A 15,607-nucleotide genomic window follows, 5' to 3' on the forward strand; every position below is an offset into this window, starting at 1 on the left:
ATGAATCACCAAAGAAGTAAACTGAAAGGATGAAGTCGATCATCCTTTTTTGAATTTTTGTAAAGGAAAATGTAATGCAATATCGTGATTATTTTTGGGATTTTGATGGTAATCTCTTTGACACCTATCCAGCCATGACTGCATCCTATGTCAAGGCCTGGCAAAGTTTTGGTGTTAGTATCGACGGGACTCAAGCTTACCGCCAAATGCGTCAAAATTCTCTAGGAGCCACCATGCAGGTAGATTTAGCTTCACATCCAGAGATTGATTTGGCAGAATTACGGGCCGAATATGAGTCTATTGAATCTACTTATCAAGCTGATTTTCAACCTTTTGAATATGTTAAAGAGGTTTGTCAAGCCGTGGTGGCGGCGGGCGGACGTAATTTTTTGTTAACTCATCGATCTCAAGGCGCATTAGAGGCTCTGGAAAAACATAATCTAAGTTCGCTTTTTAGTGGTGGGGTGACGGGCAAACAACATTTTGCTCGTAAACCATCACCTGACTCTCTTAACTATTTGTGTCAAAAGTATGGTGTTGATAAGAATCAAGCCGTAATGGTTGGTGACCGCGACTTAGATGTGATGGCGGGACACAATGCGGGAATGGCAGGAATTCTATTTGATCCCGATGATTTAATTATGCCCCAAAGTAAACCAGAACTTAGAATTCGCTCTTTTAAAAGTTTATTGGATTAAAAAAGGCAATGTTTATTTTCAAATGTGAAAAGTAAACATTGCTTTTTATTTGAGATAAGTTTGGACTTGCTTGATTTTGGCCTTAGTAGCAACTTGCATGGTCGAAGGGGTGCCAGCATACCATTTACCTTGTCTTTTTTCTAAGACGAACAGATAGGTATGCTGAGCTTGGGGAATTTTATCACCTTGATAGAGAATGTAGCCCCCGGTGCGGTGTTTTTGGGCGCCTGCCTTATATAAATTAAGTTTCTGCCCGGTAGTTGCGGTACCTTTTAGAACTTGTTTAACTGTGACTTGATAGGAAGTTGCTGGTAGTTTGTCAAAGTTTTTTTGCTTAAGATTTGATTGTTTCACTTCGGCTACAATAATTAAGTCACTCTTTTTGACGACGTTTGCTAAGTTAGTCTTAGGCACGGGTCGGTAATCAACTTGGGGATGGCTCTTGGAGTAAATTACATGTCCTAAGGAGGCTATCCCTAAAATTACGAGTATAATTAGGCTTAGATTAAGGAGTCGTTTTTTATTGGCCATTTACTTCGTCTCGCTTTCATCATCCGCTTTGGCGGTAAAGTAGTTGTTTAAACCTTTAATAATATCATTGGTAGCAGCATTTCTGTATTTGCTGGATTTAATCATGGCGAAGTCATTATCGCTATTGATGTAACCAAATTCCAGTAAGACAGCTGGTCGTTGATTATCTCGTAAGACCTGAAAGTTCCCAAAATCAATTCCTTTGTTATCTAATCCCAGGGAAGAAAATTGGGAAGAAAGATTATAGGCTAAGGAATAAGAAAGTTTCTTGCTGTAGTAGTAAGTTGTCACCCCGGAAGCCGTATTAGCATCGGGCGAAGAGTCAAAGTGAATTGAGATAAAGGCATCGGCGTGGACTCGGTTGGAAAGTTGAGGTCGAGCTGCCAGACTGATATATTCGTCTTTGTTACGGGTCAAATAAACCTTGGCTCCACGCGCCTGGAGTTTACGGGCTAATTCCTTGATGTAGATTAAAGTGTAAGTTTTTTCTTCAGCTTCACCGCTTGATAAGGCTCCGGAATCCCTTCCCCCGTGCCCGGCGTCCAATACAATGGTAGCATTTTTAAGACTAGTTACGGTAATTTGCTTGTCAGTGCTAAAATACCAGTCGGGAATCCAGCCAAGGTGACCATCATCAGTTTTAATGTAGTACCAGTGGTAGCGTGAAGACAAGATAGTAATCCGGCTACCTTGGGGTAAGCTGGCAGTTTTTTGGGAATCAAGGTCGCTTTTTTGATAAAGGTAAGCCTGATTGACGGAAATTACGTCTTGCTTGAAATAGCGACTGACACGAAAAAGAAAAATTGTCAAAATTATCGCTACCAATGCGAGGAGTACAGTGTGACGGGTTGACCATTTTAATGTCGTTTTTTTGGATTGATGTTTACGGGAACGAGGCCCTAAATTATTTTCCATATTATGCACCTTCAAATAATAGCGTATGTGTCTATTATAGCAAATCAACATGTTATAATAAAAGCTGAATTTATGAACTGTTAATTTTTAGGAAAGGTGTGAGGTTTTGAAACCAGGAATAAGAGCACGCTTGCAATCGGGCAAAGCCTATTTTTGTTTACTGGCCAGTGTCGACCTCGTTAATTTCTATATACTTTGGCCACTTTTTCGTCTCTTAACGACGTTTTTACTACAGGAGATTGCGTTACCTTTTATTTCTCTAGCTAGCACACTGACAATTCTTAGCCAACATCCCTTTTTAGTCATGTTGTTGTTATTTGAGCTAGGAATATTTTTAGCTTGCCTTTATGGTCAGTGTATTTATTTGATAGTAGGTGTGGTAGCCATAAAAATGGGAATTACTTCTTTATGGGTAGTTTTAGGTTCGACGTGGATTAAGTTAAAGCAATTAGGTTGGACACCGGTACCGTTTTTTATGGTTGGTTTGGCAGTACTTGGGCCTGGAATAACCGTAGTTTATCACACGCCTCTGTTAGGTAAATTAAACTGGTCTATGCTTTTACATTACCTAATGGTCGAAAAAAGCAGTATGGTTTTGATTTTAGGAATATTATATTTATTTTTACTCTATATTCTTCTTAGTAAAGTTCCTAGAAGAAGCGACTGGCGTCAAATTATCAAGTTGAATCTTGTGGGAATCTTCGGAGTTGGAATTTGTGATGCTGGGATTTTAGGATTGCAGTTTTTTATCGACCATCAAGGAGGACAATGGTCCGGAGTAAGTATCTGGCTGAATCTGACCTTAATTCAGTTCAGTAATCAGCTAATTTTAGGAACCATGATGGTTTTAAATATAAGCCAATTACTTCCAGTAAGTAAGTCGTTACAGACCACTAGCATCCAGAGTCGGTATCAAGGTCTTGTAGTGGCAGTGTTATTAATCTTAGCTGGTGGCGCCATCGGCTGGGAGAGTTGGCTTAATGTACCCGATAGTGGTCAGCGGGGGGCTGAAATTATCTCCCATCGAGGAGTGAGTCAGCAAAATGGAGTTCAAAATAGCTTACCAGCCTTAATCCGAACAGCGCAGATCAAACCTGACTATGTTGAAACTGATTTACATGAAACACGAGATGGTCAATTCGTGGTCTTGCATGACGAAAATCTACAAGGCCTAGCTGGAATCAAACGTGCCCCTTATCAATTAACTTTGAAGCAATTAGAAAAGCTTCACGTTCGAGAAAAAGGACAGACTGCTTCTTTGATTAGTGCGGACCAGTACCTAACGATGGCCCAAAAGAAAAAACAAAGACTTTTGTTAGAAATTAAGACGACCCCTCATGACTCAAGGGGAATGTTAACGCATTTTTGCCAACATTATCAGGCGCTAATTTTACGTAACCACTGGATGGTGCATAGCTTAGATTACCGGGTAATTAAGGACCTTAAGTCTGAAGCTCCACAAATCAAAGTTGCCTACCTCTTGCCTTATAATGTAATTTATCCAATAGGTTTGGCCGATGCCTACGGTGTACAGTATGCGACCCTGACGCGGGAGTTTGTGGCCTGGGCGCATTGGCAAGATAAGCAAGTTTATGCTTGGACGGTCAGTGACCCCGCTAGTGTAAAAAAACTCTTGGCTTTTGGGGTTGATGGCTTAGTCACTGATGATGTTCAACGGGTACGCCAAGCCCAAAAAGATTATCGCCGGCAAAATTCTTCTGTTAGATATTTAGCAAATTATTTAGGCTGGCCAATTTGGTGAAATTTTTCGGAAAAGTCGTGGTCAAAGCTTGACAAAACAAGGAAAAATCAGTAAGGTAAATAATATAAATCAGACCGGAGAAAAAAGAGGAGTAACCAAGTTATACTGACTAGAGAAATGGACCTAGGCTGGAAGTTCATAAGTGGCGCTTGGCCAAAGACACTTTTTGAGGTGTATGGAAACATACCGTTCGTTACGTTATCACGCAGAGTAAAAGTAAAGGTGGTACCGTGCGATTTTGCGCCCTTGTCAGGTGACAGGGGCTTTTTTTTCGGTTGTAAAGGAGGAAAAAAATTGAAGTACCAACGTCCAAAAGGAACTGCGGATATTTTACCCGCACAAGCTAAAAAATGGCAATATGTTGAAGAAAAAGCGCGGCAGCTCTTCGCTAAGTACCGGTATGAAGAAGTGCGAACCCCAATTTTCGAAGCTTTTGAAGTCTTTTCCCGGACTTCAGGGGAAACGTCAGATATTGTAACCAAGGAAATGTATGATTTCTATGATAAAGGTGATCGGCACATTACCTTACGCCCTGAAGGCACTGCGGGTGTCGTCCGAGCTTTTGTTGAAAATAAATTATACGGACCTGAAAACCAAAAACCGGTCAAAACTTACTACATGGGACCTATGTTCCGTTATGAACGTCCGCAATCCGGGCGGTTACGGGAATTTCACCAAATTGGGGTGGAAGCCTTTGGGGTGGATAATCCTGCTTTAGATGTTGAAGTTATGGCCATGGCAGTCGACTTGTTGAAGTCCTTTGGTTTGGACAGTTTGAAGTTAGCTTTGAATACTTTGGGTGATCAAGCTACACGGACAGCATACCGCCAAGCTTTGGTGGACTACTTAACCCCATTTGCGGACCAATTATCCGATGACTCTAAGGAGCGTTTGACTAAAAATCCGTTGCGAATTTTAGACTCTAAAGATGAAGGGGACCAAGAAATCGTGGCCAATGCCCCTCAAATCCTAGATTACTTAACTGATGATGCCAAACAACACTTCCAAACTGTGACGGACTTACTAGATGATCTAGGTATTGCCTACGAAGTCGATGCTAATATGGTGCGGGGGTTGGATTACTACAACCATACCATCTTTGAAATTATGTCCGACGCTAAGTCCTTGGGTGGTAAATGGACAACCGTATGTGCTGGTGGACGGTACAATGGTCTCGTGGAACAGTTGGGTGGTCCCGAAACTCCAGGAATCGGTTTTGGTTTAGGGGTGGAGCGACTCTTATTAATCTTAGCTGACCAAGAACTAGATTTAAATGATGACTTGGATGCCTATGTAGTTGGCATTGGTCAAGAGACAAGTGCCACGAGTTTTGCCTTAGTGCAAGCTATCCGGGCCCAAGGATTTACCGCTGATCGTGACTACTTGGACCGCAAACCTAAGGCCCAATTCAAAACCGCTAGCAAGTTAGGGGCTAAAGTAACCATTACTCTAGGTAAAAAAGAATTGGAAAGCCAAATGGCCAATGTGAAGAACATGGTGACGGGTAATCAAGTGGAGGTACCTTTAGCTGATTTGAAGACTAAATTTACCCAAATTTTGGCAGAAATTACAAAAGAGGAAGCTTAAATATGAAAAGAACAACATACTGTGGTTTGGTAACAGACCAATATCTCGACCAAGAAGTCGTGTTAAAAGGTTGGGTGCAAAAGCGCCGAAATTTAGGAAACTTAATTTTTGTTGACTTGCGGGATCGCGAAGGAATTGTCCAATTGGTGTTCAATCCTGAGGTTGATGCTGATGTGCACAAGTTAGCCGAAAGCTTACGTTCAGAATTTGTTGTGGAAGTTATCGGTAAGGTTAAAGCTCGTAAGACAGCTAACCCTAATTTAAAGACAGGGGCTATTGAAGTTGAAGTCAATGCTTTAAAAATTTTAAACAAAGCCAAAACTGCACCATTTGATATTGATGACAACATTACTGCTTCTGACGAATTGCGCTTGAAGTATCGTTACTTGGACTTACGCCGCCCAGAAATGCAAAAAGCCCTAATGATTCGTAACCGCATTACTCAAACGGTACATGCCTACCTCGATAAGCATCACTTTATCGATATTGAAACTCCATACTTGACGCGGTCCACGCCTGAAGGAGCACGTGATTACTTAGTACCTTCCCGGGTTTATCCTGGCCACTTTTACGCCTTGCCACAATCACCTCAATTGTTCAAACAACTTTTGATGGGGGCGGGCTTTGATCGTTACTATCAAATTGCACGTTGTTTCCGAGATGAAGATTTACGGGGAGATCGCCAACCAGAATTTACTCAAATCGATATTGAAACTTCCTTTATGGACGCTGATGAAATTCGGGAAATGACAGAAGGTCTGTTGAAAGACGTGATGAAGGAAACTTTAGGGGTAGAATTAACTACGCCAATTCCTGAAATCACTTGGAATGAAGCCATGAATCGTTTCGGCTCTGATAAGCCAGATATTCGTTTTGGCATGGAGTTACAAGATATGAGCCAAGCGGTAACAGGTGCCGGCTTTAAGGTCTTTGATATGGCCTTAGAAAATGGCGGGCAAGTTAAGGCTATTACCGTAACTGGTGGGGCTGACAAGTATTCTCGCAAGCAAATCGAAGCTAAACAGGATTACATCAAGCGCTTTGGTGCTAAAGGTTTAGCTTGGGTTAAGGTGACGGAAGAAGGTTTAAATGGTCCAATTGCCAAATTCTTCAACCAAGAGGCCAGTGCAAGGTAGTTGAAGCCGCCAAAGCTCAAGTTGGCGATTTGATTTTATTTGTGGCTGACAGTCGCAAGGTCGTAGCCGATAGTTTAGGTTACTTACGGGTTGATATTGCTAAGGAATTAGACTTGATTGACCAAGATCAATTTGCCTTTATTTGGGTCGTTGACTGGCCATTATTCGAATATTCCGAAGAATTTGATCGCTATATTGCGGCCCACCACCCATTTACAATGCCAAATGAAGAGGATGTGGCTTTATTAGAAACTGATCCTCACAAGGCTCACGCTCAATCATACGATATTGTCTTGAATGGTTATGAGTTGGGGGGGGGATCTATCCGGATTCACCAACGTGATGTCCAAGAAAAGATGTTTAAGGCTTTAGGCTTTAGCCAAGAAGATGCTGAAGCGCAATTTGGATGGTTTATGGATGCCTTAGATTCAGGTTTCCCTCCTCATGGTGGTTTAGCCCTTGGTTTAGACCGTTTCGCTATGCTCTTGGCTAAGAAGGACAATATCCGTGAAGTAATTGCCTTCCCTAAGAATTCACACGCCTCTGAACCTTTAACGAATGCTCCTTCACTCGTGGCGCCTAAGCAATTAGAAGAATTAGCTTTAGAAGTGGAATTACCTAAAGAAGAATAGCAACGGAAGACCTGGTTTTGACCGGGTCTTTTTAGTAAAATTACAAAAATTTTGACCGCCAACGTTTACTTTTTGTTATAATAAATAAAATTACTTTTAACGGAGGTTTTGCAAATGGAAGAAACAGCCATTTTCGCGGGCGGTTGCTTTTGGTGTATGGTAACACCTTTTGACCAACAGCCGGGAATCAAATCAGTTATTTCAGGTTATACAGGGGGCTTTGTAGAGAATCCTACTTATGAACAAGTCAAAGCCCATGAAACCGGCCATACAGAAGCGGTTAAGATTACTTTTGACCCGGAAGTGATTTCGTATGAGGAATTAGTGGAAATCTACTGGCGCCAAACTGACCCAACAGATGCCATGGGCCAGTTCCAAGACCGCGGGGATAACTATCGTCCGGTCATCTTTGTAAAAGACGCTCATCAAAGAGAAGTTGCTACGAAGTCCAAGGAGGCTCTGGCTCAAAGTGGGGAGTTTAGCGATCCGATTGTCACACAAATTGAAGATGTGCAGCCGTTTTATGTTGCCGAAGAATATCACCAGGATTATTTTAAGAAAAATCCCGATCAATTTGAAGATGAAACTAAATTACGTCGCCAATTTAGCCAGGAGCACTGGAAGGAATAAATAAATGGACGAACTACAGCGAATTTGGCGGCGCCATACCTATATGGCAAAAATTTCCACCGCAATTTTTTATGGAATTTTAGTTTCGGTTGCCATGAATTTCTTTTGGACACCGGGGAAGGTTTATTCATCAGGAATTACCGGCTTGGCGCAACTTTTAGTTTCCTTACTGGCAAAACAAGGATGGCATTTGTCTGCCGGGCTCTTCTTATTTATTTTAAATGTACCCCTATTTATTTTGGCCTGGTTGCGGTTGGGCGGACCTTTACAATTTTTACCATCATTGCCGTTTTTTCTTCATCTTTGATGATTAAGATCCTCCACCCCTTGAGTTTGACCACCGATCCGATTATTTGTGCCATTTTTGGGGGATGTGTTAATGGTTTTGGGACCGGATTAGCTTTACGGAATGGAATTTCCACCGGGGGACTGGATATCTTAGGGTTAACCATCCGAAAGAAAACAGGTAAATCGATAGGTTCAATTAATCTCATGTTTAATTTTTTGATTGTGATTGCTGCAGGAATGGTTTATGGTTGGCCGCATGCTTTTTACTCTGCCTTGGGAATTTTCATCAATGCCCATGTGATAGATATGACTTTTACCCGCCAACAACTTTTACAAGTTATGATTATTACCGATCAGCCTAAAGGTGTGGTAGATTGCCTACAAAATAGCATCCATCATGGGATTACGGTTTTAAATCATGCTCAAGGAGCTTATACCCATAAAGATAAGAGTGTGTTGATTACGATTATTTCTCGCTATGAAGTCCCTGAAATGCGTCGGGCTTTAGCTGCTTCAGATTCCAAGGCTTTTGTTAGTATTTCTCCCAATATTCAAGTATTGGGGAATTATCGCGACTTCTCTATTTAGGTATGTTAAGTATGACATAATTTTGAAGAGGTTTAAGTTGAAAAGTTAAGCTAGAATAGGGCTTGTAAACAGAGGGTTTACAAGCCTATTGGTTTAAAAAATTGAATGAACAATTTGTGCATTGCCTAAACGTCTTTTAGTATCATGCAGTATCTGACTGCCAGTGCTAGAAGCTCGGTACTTCAGTACCGAGTTCATTCACGAGCAAAAAACACTGCCATCAAGACAGTGTTTTAAAGCTTTGGAAAACGCACAAAGGTTTGCGTGTCTTCTAGGTTGGGTTGTGGTGTTGTTTTAGCTTCCATAGGTGCAGAATTTGTCACCGTAGGTCGCTCTGAGTTACGCCAGGAGACATAGATAATGTAGTTAGTGAAGTCTTCGGATAGTTTGGTTCTGTAGCCTGCGCCAATCAAGGAGGCGTTAATTCCTTGCATATAGGTTTTGATAGCCACATCAATAGAAGGGGTAATTTTCTTGGTGGTCATGCCGTGTAAGACATCTAATCCTTGGGCAGCTTCGCTATCGTCTTTAATCGTGGGTAAGCTTTTGAAGAAGTCAAAAATATTAATACGACAGTGGTGTTTGGCTTCTAGTTCCACAGATAGAACCAAGCGGCGATTAAAATATTCTTCAAATAATTCATGGTTATGAATGAGGTAGCGTAAAGTAGCTTGAATTTTCGTATAATTTTCCAATTCAAAATCTTTTTGCAGTTGACGGATTTCGTCGGCAGTGAGCATATTTTTCTTCCTTTCTAAGTAGTCTTAACCTAATTATCGTTTTTTTTACGATAAAAGTCTACAAAAAAATCTCCGAAAAAGCGGAGATTTTCAGAAAATTTAAACTTGCGTATTTTGGTTAACCTTTTGTAGGCCATGTTGTGTCAAACTTTCGATAATAAACATGGCCGTTTCTTCGATAGACTTATTAGCCACATTGATTTGTAAACACCCAATCTTGCGGTATAAATCAGTTGCAAAGTCTAATTCAGCTTGAATGGAATCAGTATTGGAGTAAACTGTATCGGGGTTTAAGCCATAGGCAATCATTCTTTGACGGCGAATATTGTTTAAAACGGCCACATCATTAGTTAAACCAAAGACACGGTTGGGGTCAACTTGAAAAATTTCATCTGGAATCTTAGTTTTAGGTACCAATGGTAAGTTAGCCACCTTGTAGCCGTAGTTAGCTAGGTACAAAGAAAGAGGGGTTTTGGAAGTCCGGGAAACTCCTAGGAGAACGATATCGGCTTTGGTGAAGCCTGAGGGATCCTTACCGTCATCGTAAGTTACGGCAAATTCAATGGCTTCAATCCGGTTGAAGTATGATTCGTTGGTATTGTGGTTAATCCCTGATTCACCTAAAGGCTTCTTCCCCGTAATGCTAGCAACAGTATTAATCACATTAGAGATGGCGTCGATGACTGGCAAGTTTTCGGCCTGGCAAAATTCGTTGATAGCGGTAGAAAAATCACTATCAACAAAAGTATGGATAACCATAGCTTTTTTGTTTTTAGCTGAATTTAAAATTCCGGTTAAAATTTCTTTGGACTTAACCATGGGGAATTTTTGGATTTCAAATTTATCTTCTGGGAATTGTACCAGCGCAGCTTGTGCCAGAGAATTAGCTGTTTCCCCTAAGGAGTCAGAAATAATGTAAATATTGTTTGTGGACATAAAGAAACCTCATTTCACATAACTTAGTAAAAATTTTCTATCTATAGTATACAAAAATGAAGGCGCTACCGCAATTAGAAAAGCAATTTAGCTCGCATTTAGGCAATAATTTTATACTGAAAAACTTGTAAATAATTATTGACGCTGTTGAGCAATTTAGATATAATGGAAAAGAACTGTTAAGTTATGTACTGAATTAACGGTTACTTTAAAGCACGGAGGGAGGGAAACAACCATGTCAAAGACAGTCGTTCGTAAAAACGAATCTCTTGATGACGCTCTTCGTCGCTTCAAACGTTCCGTTTCAAAAACAGGTACTTTACAAGAATACCGGAAGCGTGAATTCTACGAAAAACCAAGTGTTAAACGCAAGAAGAAATCCGAAGCTGCTCGGAAGCGTAAGAACAAGCGCCGTTTCTAGTTTCTAGAGGAGGCAGACCGTGATGGCTCATTTTGAGGCATTACCTAAGGACATGATTGCCGCTGATGAAGTAAAGGCCGTTTTACAAGAAACGTTAACGCTCTTGGAGCGACTCTTCATCTGACCTCGAAAATAGGTCAAAGGGCGCTTTGATGCCTAGAAAGAATTATTTAATATAATACTTTGAAAAACCGCTGTTAAGGCGGTTTTTTTATTGCTTTATATTTATGATACCTAACATAAAAAACCTTTTGGATTCTTCGCTCCAAAAGGTTAGGTTAGGACCTATTCTTTAATTTTTAGGGCTTGCTTTAAGTTTTTTTGAACTTTAACTTGCTCGTTTTTAGGAACAATTTCAAAGGAGACGCCATCAATCATTTGGCTTTGTCCTTGGAGTTGGATCTGTTCAATATTATCTGCTGCGCCGTCATTGTAGTTAGCTGCAATTGTCTTAATGTCATCAAAGGTTAAGTCAGTTTTGACATTCGATGAGATGGCATTTAAGATTTGTTGGTATTTAGTCAAACTATCAAAAGAAGCAATCTTTTTCACCATAGCCATGAGGACGATTCGTTGCCGCATTTGGCGACCGTAGTCTCCACGAGAATCCTCATAACGCATGCGGGTGAAAGCAAGGATGTTATCACTATTGATGGTAACCATCCCTTTGTCAAAGTGGTGTCCTAGGTTAGTGAAATCTAGGTCGTTATCAACTTTAACAGGACCAACAGCCTTGGATAATTGTTCCATCCCTTTCATATCCATTTCGACATAGTGGTCAATAGGAATATCAAGGTAGTTTTGTAAGGTGTTAATAGCCCCAGCCACGTCACCGTAAGCATAGGCAGCATTAATTTTGTTATCCGAACCATGATTGGCAATGGCAACTTTGGTATCCCGAGGGATAGAACTAAGGTTGATTTCTTGGGGGCAATGGCCGCTACCATCATGGTATCTGATCGTCCTTGGTAGGTTCGACCGTATTCACCGGTATCGACCCCCAAAAGTAAAACAGAGAATGGCTGGGACTTTTCAAGGTTCACGCTACCTTCTCGTTTGTCTTGCGTTTTAACAGTTTTATATGTGCTATCAACGGCCTTCTTGGCGTCGAAGTAGAACTTTCCGCCGATGGCCCCTACAATTACGATAAGTGCGACAATCACACCTAAAATCAATTTCCAAGCATTATGCTTTTTATGTTTGTGATGGTGACCGTGATGCTTATGTTGTACTTGGTCTTGATCATTAGCCATATGTATAATTCCTCCCATAAACAACTCTAGCAATGAGTTGATCTAATACTGCTTAAGTATAGCACAAGTTGAGGTTGATGAAAGTACTTAGCAAGACATTTTTTCATCGTTTGACCATGAAAAAAACTATAATACAAAAATAAATTAGAAAAAAATGATAAAACCAATTGACACTTTTCATAATCGATGATAAGATGGAAACCATAAATTACATAAGACGTCAAAGTAGCGTTGAACTTGGGAGTCAGAAAGCCGTTGGGTGATGCGAAACGGTCAGGGGGTAAGCGCCAAATACAGACGTGGTTCAATCTTATGCGGTCTTGATGGGAGCCGTTATCCTCCTATAAGATAGGCAGATGCCTAAGCTGGGTGGTACCACGCACGAAGCGTCCTGGTTGAGCACATTAGTGTTTAATCAGGACGCTTTTTGACGTTTAAAGGAGCGATTGTGATGAAGAAGGCCTATCAAAGTAAGTGAAGTTCGGATATTTGAGAGAAATGAGGTAGATTTGCTATGAAAAAGATTAATTTTATGGAAGCATTAAGCATTTTAATTGTAATGATTTTAGTCCTGGGGGTCAGCGTTATTGGCTTGGGACTCTCGCCCCAAGTACCAGTTTTATTTGTAACTGGTCTGATTTTTGCCTGGGCAGCTGTACGACGGATTTCTTTTGAAGAATTACATGAAGGAATTAAGGAGGGAATTAGTACCGCTATTGTACCAATCTTTTTATTCATGTTAATTGGATCTTTAATTGCTGTATGGATTCAAGCGGGGATTATCCCTTCTTTAATGGTTCTAGGTTTTAAATTGGTTAGTGTCCAATTCTTTGTGCCTTCCGTATTCGTGGTTTGTGCTTTAGTCGGAGTTGCCATCGGGAGTGGTTTTACCACGATTTCGACAGTTGGAATTGCTCTTTTTGGGATGGGCCTTACCTTAGGTATCAACCCAGCTTTAGTTGCTGGTGCGATAGTCTCAGGGGCTATTTTCGGGGATAAGACATCACCTTTATCCGATTCGACTAACTTGGCCTCAGCTGTTGCGGGTTCTGATTTATTTGCCCATATTAAAAATATGATGTGGACAACAATTCCGGCTTTTATTTTATCCCTAGTGGTTTTTGCCATCTTAGGTATGTCACATGCAACGGCCAGTTTAACCAAGATTAATCACACAATATCCATTTTGGAAAATAATTTCTCGGTTTCTTGGTGGGCGGCTCTTCCTGTACTTTTAATGTTTCTTTGTTCTTGGCGTAAGATTCCGGCCATTCCAACTTTATTTTTGAACATTATTGTGTCAATCGTGATGGCTTTCATCCAAAGTCCTAAATTAAATATTGCGCAACTAGTGGGCTTAATTCAATCCGGTTTCGTTTCTAAAACCGGCGACAAGACAGTTGATGCTCTATTATCACGTGGGGGCATTGATAGTATGATGGGAACGGTGTCTTTAATTATCATGACTTTGGCTCTCGGGGGAATTTTGATGCGAGTTGGTGTGATTGAAACGGCGATGAAGCCCTTGGTTGACCGCCTTACTAAGCCAGGAAGTCTGATTACGACTGCAATTTTTGCCGGTATTGGGGTAAACCTCTTTGTTGGGGAACAATACTTATCTGTTATTTTACCAGGGAATGCTTTTAAGCCGGCCTTTAAGAAGTTGAACTTAGATCCTTTAGCTCAATCTCGGGTTCTGGAAGACGGAGGTTCAGTGATTAACTACTTGGTTCCTTGGGGCGTGGCCGCTTCCTTTGCAGCTTCAGCCTTAGGGGTTTCAGTTATAGCTTTCTTGCCATTTACGATTTTTGCTTGGTCCTCACCAATTTTCTCCATCCTTTCCGGGGTGACAGGGATTGGTTTAAAGCGACGTGAGGTAATGGCTTAAACCTTAGGAGTATCTGCGGATACTCCTTTTTTGTCTAGTTAGAATTTGGTACAATTAAGAAGAATAAGGAAAATTGTGAAAGGATGAAAATAAGTGGATGCACATAATTTATCACAACGCCTCTTAACGGTAGCTAGTTTTGTTGAGGAGGGGGCACGGTTAGCTGATATTGGCTCCGATCACGCTTACTTGCCAGCTTATTTAGCCTTAAACGGTAAGCTTAGCTATGCGGTAGCCGGTGAAGTTGTTAAAGGACCTTATGAAAATGCTCAGCACGTGATTCGTAAGGAAGGTTTAGAAAATCAGGTAGTAGCACGTTTGGCCGATGGTTTGGCTGCAATTACGGAAGCTGATGAAATCGACACGATTACGATCTGTGGTATGGGTGGACCATTAATTGTTGATATTTTGAGTCGAGATCCAAGTAAGCTGGCTCGGCACCCCCGTTTGATTTTGCAACCAAATGTCGGTGAAAGTAGTGTCCGCCAGTGGTTATGTCAAAATAATTATCATTTAGAAAACGAAGTGATTTTGTCTGAAGATAAGCACACATATGAAATTTTGGTGGCCAACTACCAATCTGGTCCACAAATGGTGTTAACTGCTCAGGAACTTAAGTATGGTCCGTACCTAATGACCGAAAAGAATTCGGCCTTTGTTGCTAAGTGGCAAGCCAAAATTACTAAATTACAAAAGGTGCAAGCTCAATTACAAAAGGCTAAGGAAGTACCTACGATAAAGATGGCCGCTTTAACAAGTGAAATTGAAGAAATCGAGGCGATGTTATATGGTTAAAGCAAGTGAAATTATAGCCTGGATGGACGAAATTGCTCCGCCTACGATTGCCGAACAAGGAGATCCGATAGGTTTGCAACTAGGGGATGTTAACCAAGAGGTCCAAACTGTTTATGTGACTTTGGATGTCCGTCCTGAAACCGTATCTGCTGCTATAGAGGCGGGGGCCGACATGATTTTAGCTCATCATCCGGCCATGTTTGTGCCGGTCCGCAAGTTTGACATGCGTAATCCCCAAAATCGTATGTATGCAGAGATTATTAAGCATGATTTAGTGGTTTATGCCGCGCATACCAACTTAGATAACGCACCTGACGGGATGAATGACTGGCTGGCCCAAGCTTTGAATTTAAGTGCGACTAGTGGATTATTGCCAGCTCAAAAAGGCCCTGTGGGAACTTATGCTATGGGACGGTAGGTGACTTGCCCCAAGCCATGACAGTTGCAGAATTTAGTAATTATTGTAAAAAAACTTTTCATTTATCTGGATTACGCTTAATCTCCAAGGATTTAAATGCTACAATTAAAAAGGTTGCGGTATTAGGTGGTTCAGGGGGCAAGTTCTATTCTGAAGCCCTAAAGCAAGGAGCGGATGCCTATGTGACTGGAGATATTTCTTATCATACCGGCCATGATATCTTAGCGAGTGGCTTACATGGTTTTGATTTGGGTCACCATATCGAAGCGATTTGTGAAGTGAAACTAAGTGAAGGCTTGACGAACCAAGCGCAAAAAGCTGGCTGGCAGTTAAAAATTGTCACCAATCAAATTAATACCGACCCATTTACTTTTAGATAAGAGGTGCAC

12 protein-coding genes and 4 pseudogenes are annotated in these 15,607 nt (G+C 41.1%); 11 read left to right on the forward strand and 5 right to left on the reverse strand.

Annotated features, from left to right (window positions below; translation table 11 throughout):
- The first annotated feature begins 74 nt into the window (after positions 1 to 74).
- Positions 75 to 698 (forward strand): HAD-IA family hydrolase, encoded by a 624-nt coding sequence (locus tag JCM10991_RS03375; RefSeq protein WP_025020560.1) that lies wholly within the window; start codon positions 75 to 77, stop codon positions 696 to 698.
- Positions 699 to 743: 45 nt separating this feature from the next.
- On the opposite strand, the gene JCM10991_RS03380 is transcribed toward JCM10991_RS03375, so the two are convergent.
- The gene (locus tag JCM10991_RS03380; RefSeq protein WP_023860591.1) at positions 744 to 1,229 is read right to left on the reverse strand and encodes a hypothetical protein; all 486 of its coding nucleotides are present in this window, start codon (positions 1,227 to 1,229) and stop codon (positions 744 to 746) included.
- The gene (locus tag JCM10991_RS12480; protein ID WP_023860592.1) at positions 1,230 to 2,144 is read right to left on the reverse strand and encodes an N-acetylmuramoyl-L-alanine amidase family protein; all 915 of its coding nucleotides are present in this window, start codon (positions 2,142 to 2,144) and stop codon (positions 1,230 to 1,232) included.
- 130 nt (positions 2,145 to 2,274) lie between these two features.
- On the opposite strand from JCM10991_RS12480, the gene JCM10991_RS03390 reads away from it, so the two are divergent.
- The 6 genes and pseudogenes from JCM10991_RS03390 (at position 2,275) to JCM10991_RS16065 (ending at position 8,767) form a co-directional block, all read left to right on the forward strand.
- Positions 2,275 to 3,906, forward strand: coding sequence for a glycerophosphodiester phosphodiesterase (locus JCM10991_RS03390; RefSeq protein WP_225349914.1), 1,632 nt, complete (start codon positions 2,275 to 2,277; stop codon positions 3,904 to 3,906).
- 294 nt (positions 3,907 to 4,200) lie between these two features.
- Positions 4,201 to 5,493, forward strand: coding sequence for a histidine--tRNA ligase (gene hisS / locus JCM10991_RS03395; protein WP_025020562.1), 1,293 nt, complete (start codon positions 4,201 to 4,203; stop codon positions 5,491 to 5,493).
- Between the two features lie 2 nt (positions 5,494 to 5,495).
- Positions 5,496 to 7,261, forward strand: a pseudogene (gene aspS / locus JCM10991_RS12485) (aspartate--tRNA ligase).
- A 114-nt stretch (positions 7,262 to 7,375) separates the two neighbouring features.
- Positions 7,376 to 7,891 (forward strand): peptide-methionine (S)-S-oxide reductase MsrA, encoded by a 516-nt coding sequence (msrA, locus tag JCM10991_RS03405; protein ID WP_025020563.1) that lies wholly within the window; start codon positions 7,376 to 7,378, stop codon positions 7,889 to 7,891.
- 94 nt (positions 7,892 to 7,985) lie between these two features.
- Positions 7,986 to 8,497, forward strand: a pseudogene (locus JCM10991_RS16060) (YitT family protein); the annotation flags it as partial.
- 21 nt (positions 8,498 to 8,518) lie between these two features.
- Entirely contained in the window at positions 8,519 to 8,767 is a 249-nt protein-coding gene (locus JCM10991_RS16065; RefSeq protein WP_263640284.1) for a YitT family protein, read from the forward strand.
- A 233-nt stretch (positions 8,768 to 9,000) separates the two neighbouring features.
- On the opposite strand, the gene JCM10991_RS03415 is transcribed toward JCM10991_RS16065, so the two are convergent.
- Positions 9,001 to 9,507, reverse strand: coding sequence for a hypothetical protein (locus tag JCM10991_RS03415; RefSeq protein WP_023860598.1), 507 nt, complete (start codon positions 9,505 to 9,507; stop codon positions 9,001 to 9,003).
- A 99-nt stretch (positions 9,508 to 9,606) separates the two neighbouring features.
- Entirely contained in the window at positions 9,607 to 10,443 is an 837-nt protein-coding gene (locus tag JCM10991_RS03420) for a pyruvate, water dikinase regulatory protein (protein WP_023860599.1), read from the reverse strand.
- Positions 10,444 to 10,678: 235 nt separating this feature from the next.
- On the opposite strand from JCM10991_RS03420, the gene rpsU reads away from it, so the two are divergent.
- Positions 10,679 to 10,864 (forward strand): 30S ribosomal protein S21, encoded by a 186-nt coding sequence (rpsU, locus tag JCM10991_RS03425; protein ID WP_003694124.1) that lies wholly within the window; start codon positions 10,679 to 10,681, stop codon positions 10,862 to 10,864.
- 285 nt (positions 10,865 to 11,149) lie between these two features.
- Here rpsU and JCM10991_RS12495 read toward each other — a convergent pair.
- Positions 11,150 to 12,117, reverse strand: a pseudogene (locus tag JCM10991_RS12495) (LCP family glycopolymer transferase).
- Positions 12,118 to 12,631: 514 nt separating this feature from the next.
- Between JCM10991_RS12495 and nhaC the strand changes: the two are divergent.
- The 3 genes and pseudogenes from nhaC to JCM10991_RS12500 all read left to right on the forward strand — a co-directional run bounded on the left by nhaC (position 12,632) and on the right by JCM10991_RS12500 (position 15,598).
- A complete protein-coding gene (nhaC, locus tag JCM10991_RS03440; protein WP_025020564.1) occupies positions 12,632 to 14,005 on the forward strand; it encodes a Na+/H+ antiporter NhaC in 1,374 nt (457 codons plus the stop codon).
- Between the two features lie 93 nt (positions 14,006 to 14,098).
- The gene (locus tag JCM10991_RS03445; protein WP_025020565.1) at positions 14,099 to 14,800 is read left to right on the forward strand and encodes a tRNA (adenine(22)-N(1))-methyltransferase; all 702 of its coding nucleotides are present in this window, start codon (positions 14,099 to 14,101) and stop codon (positions 14,798 to 14,800) included.
- Positions 14,793 to 15,598: pseudogene (locus JCM10991_RS12500) on the forward strand (Nif3-like dinuclear metal center hexameric protein). Before JCM10991_RS03445 ends, JCM10991_RS12500 begins: the two are co-directional and overlap by 8 nt.
- Positions 15,599 to 15,607: the final 9 nt, after the last annotated feature.

Source organism: Ligilactobacillus equi DSM 15833 = JCM 10991, assembly GCF_000615765.1.
In the GTDB taxonomy this organism is placed as follows: Bacteria; Bacillota; Bacilli; order Lactobacillales; family Lactobacillaceae; genus Ligilactobacillus; species Ligilactobacillus equi.

Coding starts and splice junctions, on each gene's coding strand:
- nhaC (WP_025020564.1), top strand. CDS start 12,632: ATGAAAAAGATTAATTTTATGGAAGCATTAAGCATTTTAATTGTAATG.
- JCM10991_RS16065 (WP_263640284.1), top strand. CDS start 8,519: ATGATTATTACCGATCAGCCTAAAGGTGTGGTAGATTGCCTACAAAAT.
- JCM10991_RS03380 (WP_023860591.1), bottom strand. CDS start 1,229: ATGGCCAATAAAAAACGACTCCTTAATCTAAGCCTAATTATACTCGTA.
- rpsU (WP_003694124.1), top strand. CDS start 10,679: ATGTCAAAGACAGTCGTTCGTAAAAACGAATCTCTTGATGACGCTCTT.
- JCM10991_RS12480 (WP_023860592.1), bottom strand. CDS start 2,144: ATGGAAAATAATTTAGGGCCTCGTTCCCGTAAACATCAATCCAAAAAA.
- JCM10991_RS03375 (WP_025020560.1), top strand. CDS start 75: ATGCAATATCGTGATTATTTTTGGGATTTTGATGGTAATCTCTTTGAC.
- JCM10991_RS03415 (WP_023860598.1), bottom strand. CDS start 9,507: ATGCTCACTGCCGACGAAATCCGTCAACTGCAAAAAGATTTTGAATTG.
- msrA (WP_025020563.1), top strand. CDS start 7,376: ATGGAAGAAACAGCCATTTTCGCGGGCGGTTGCTTTTGGTGTATGGTA.
- JCM10991_RS03420 (WP_023860599.1), bottom strand. CDS start 10,443: ATGTCCACAAACAATATTTACATTATTTCTGACTCCTTAGGGGAAACA.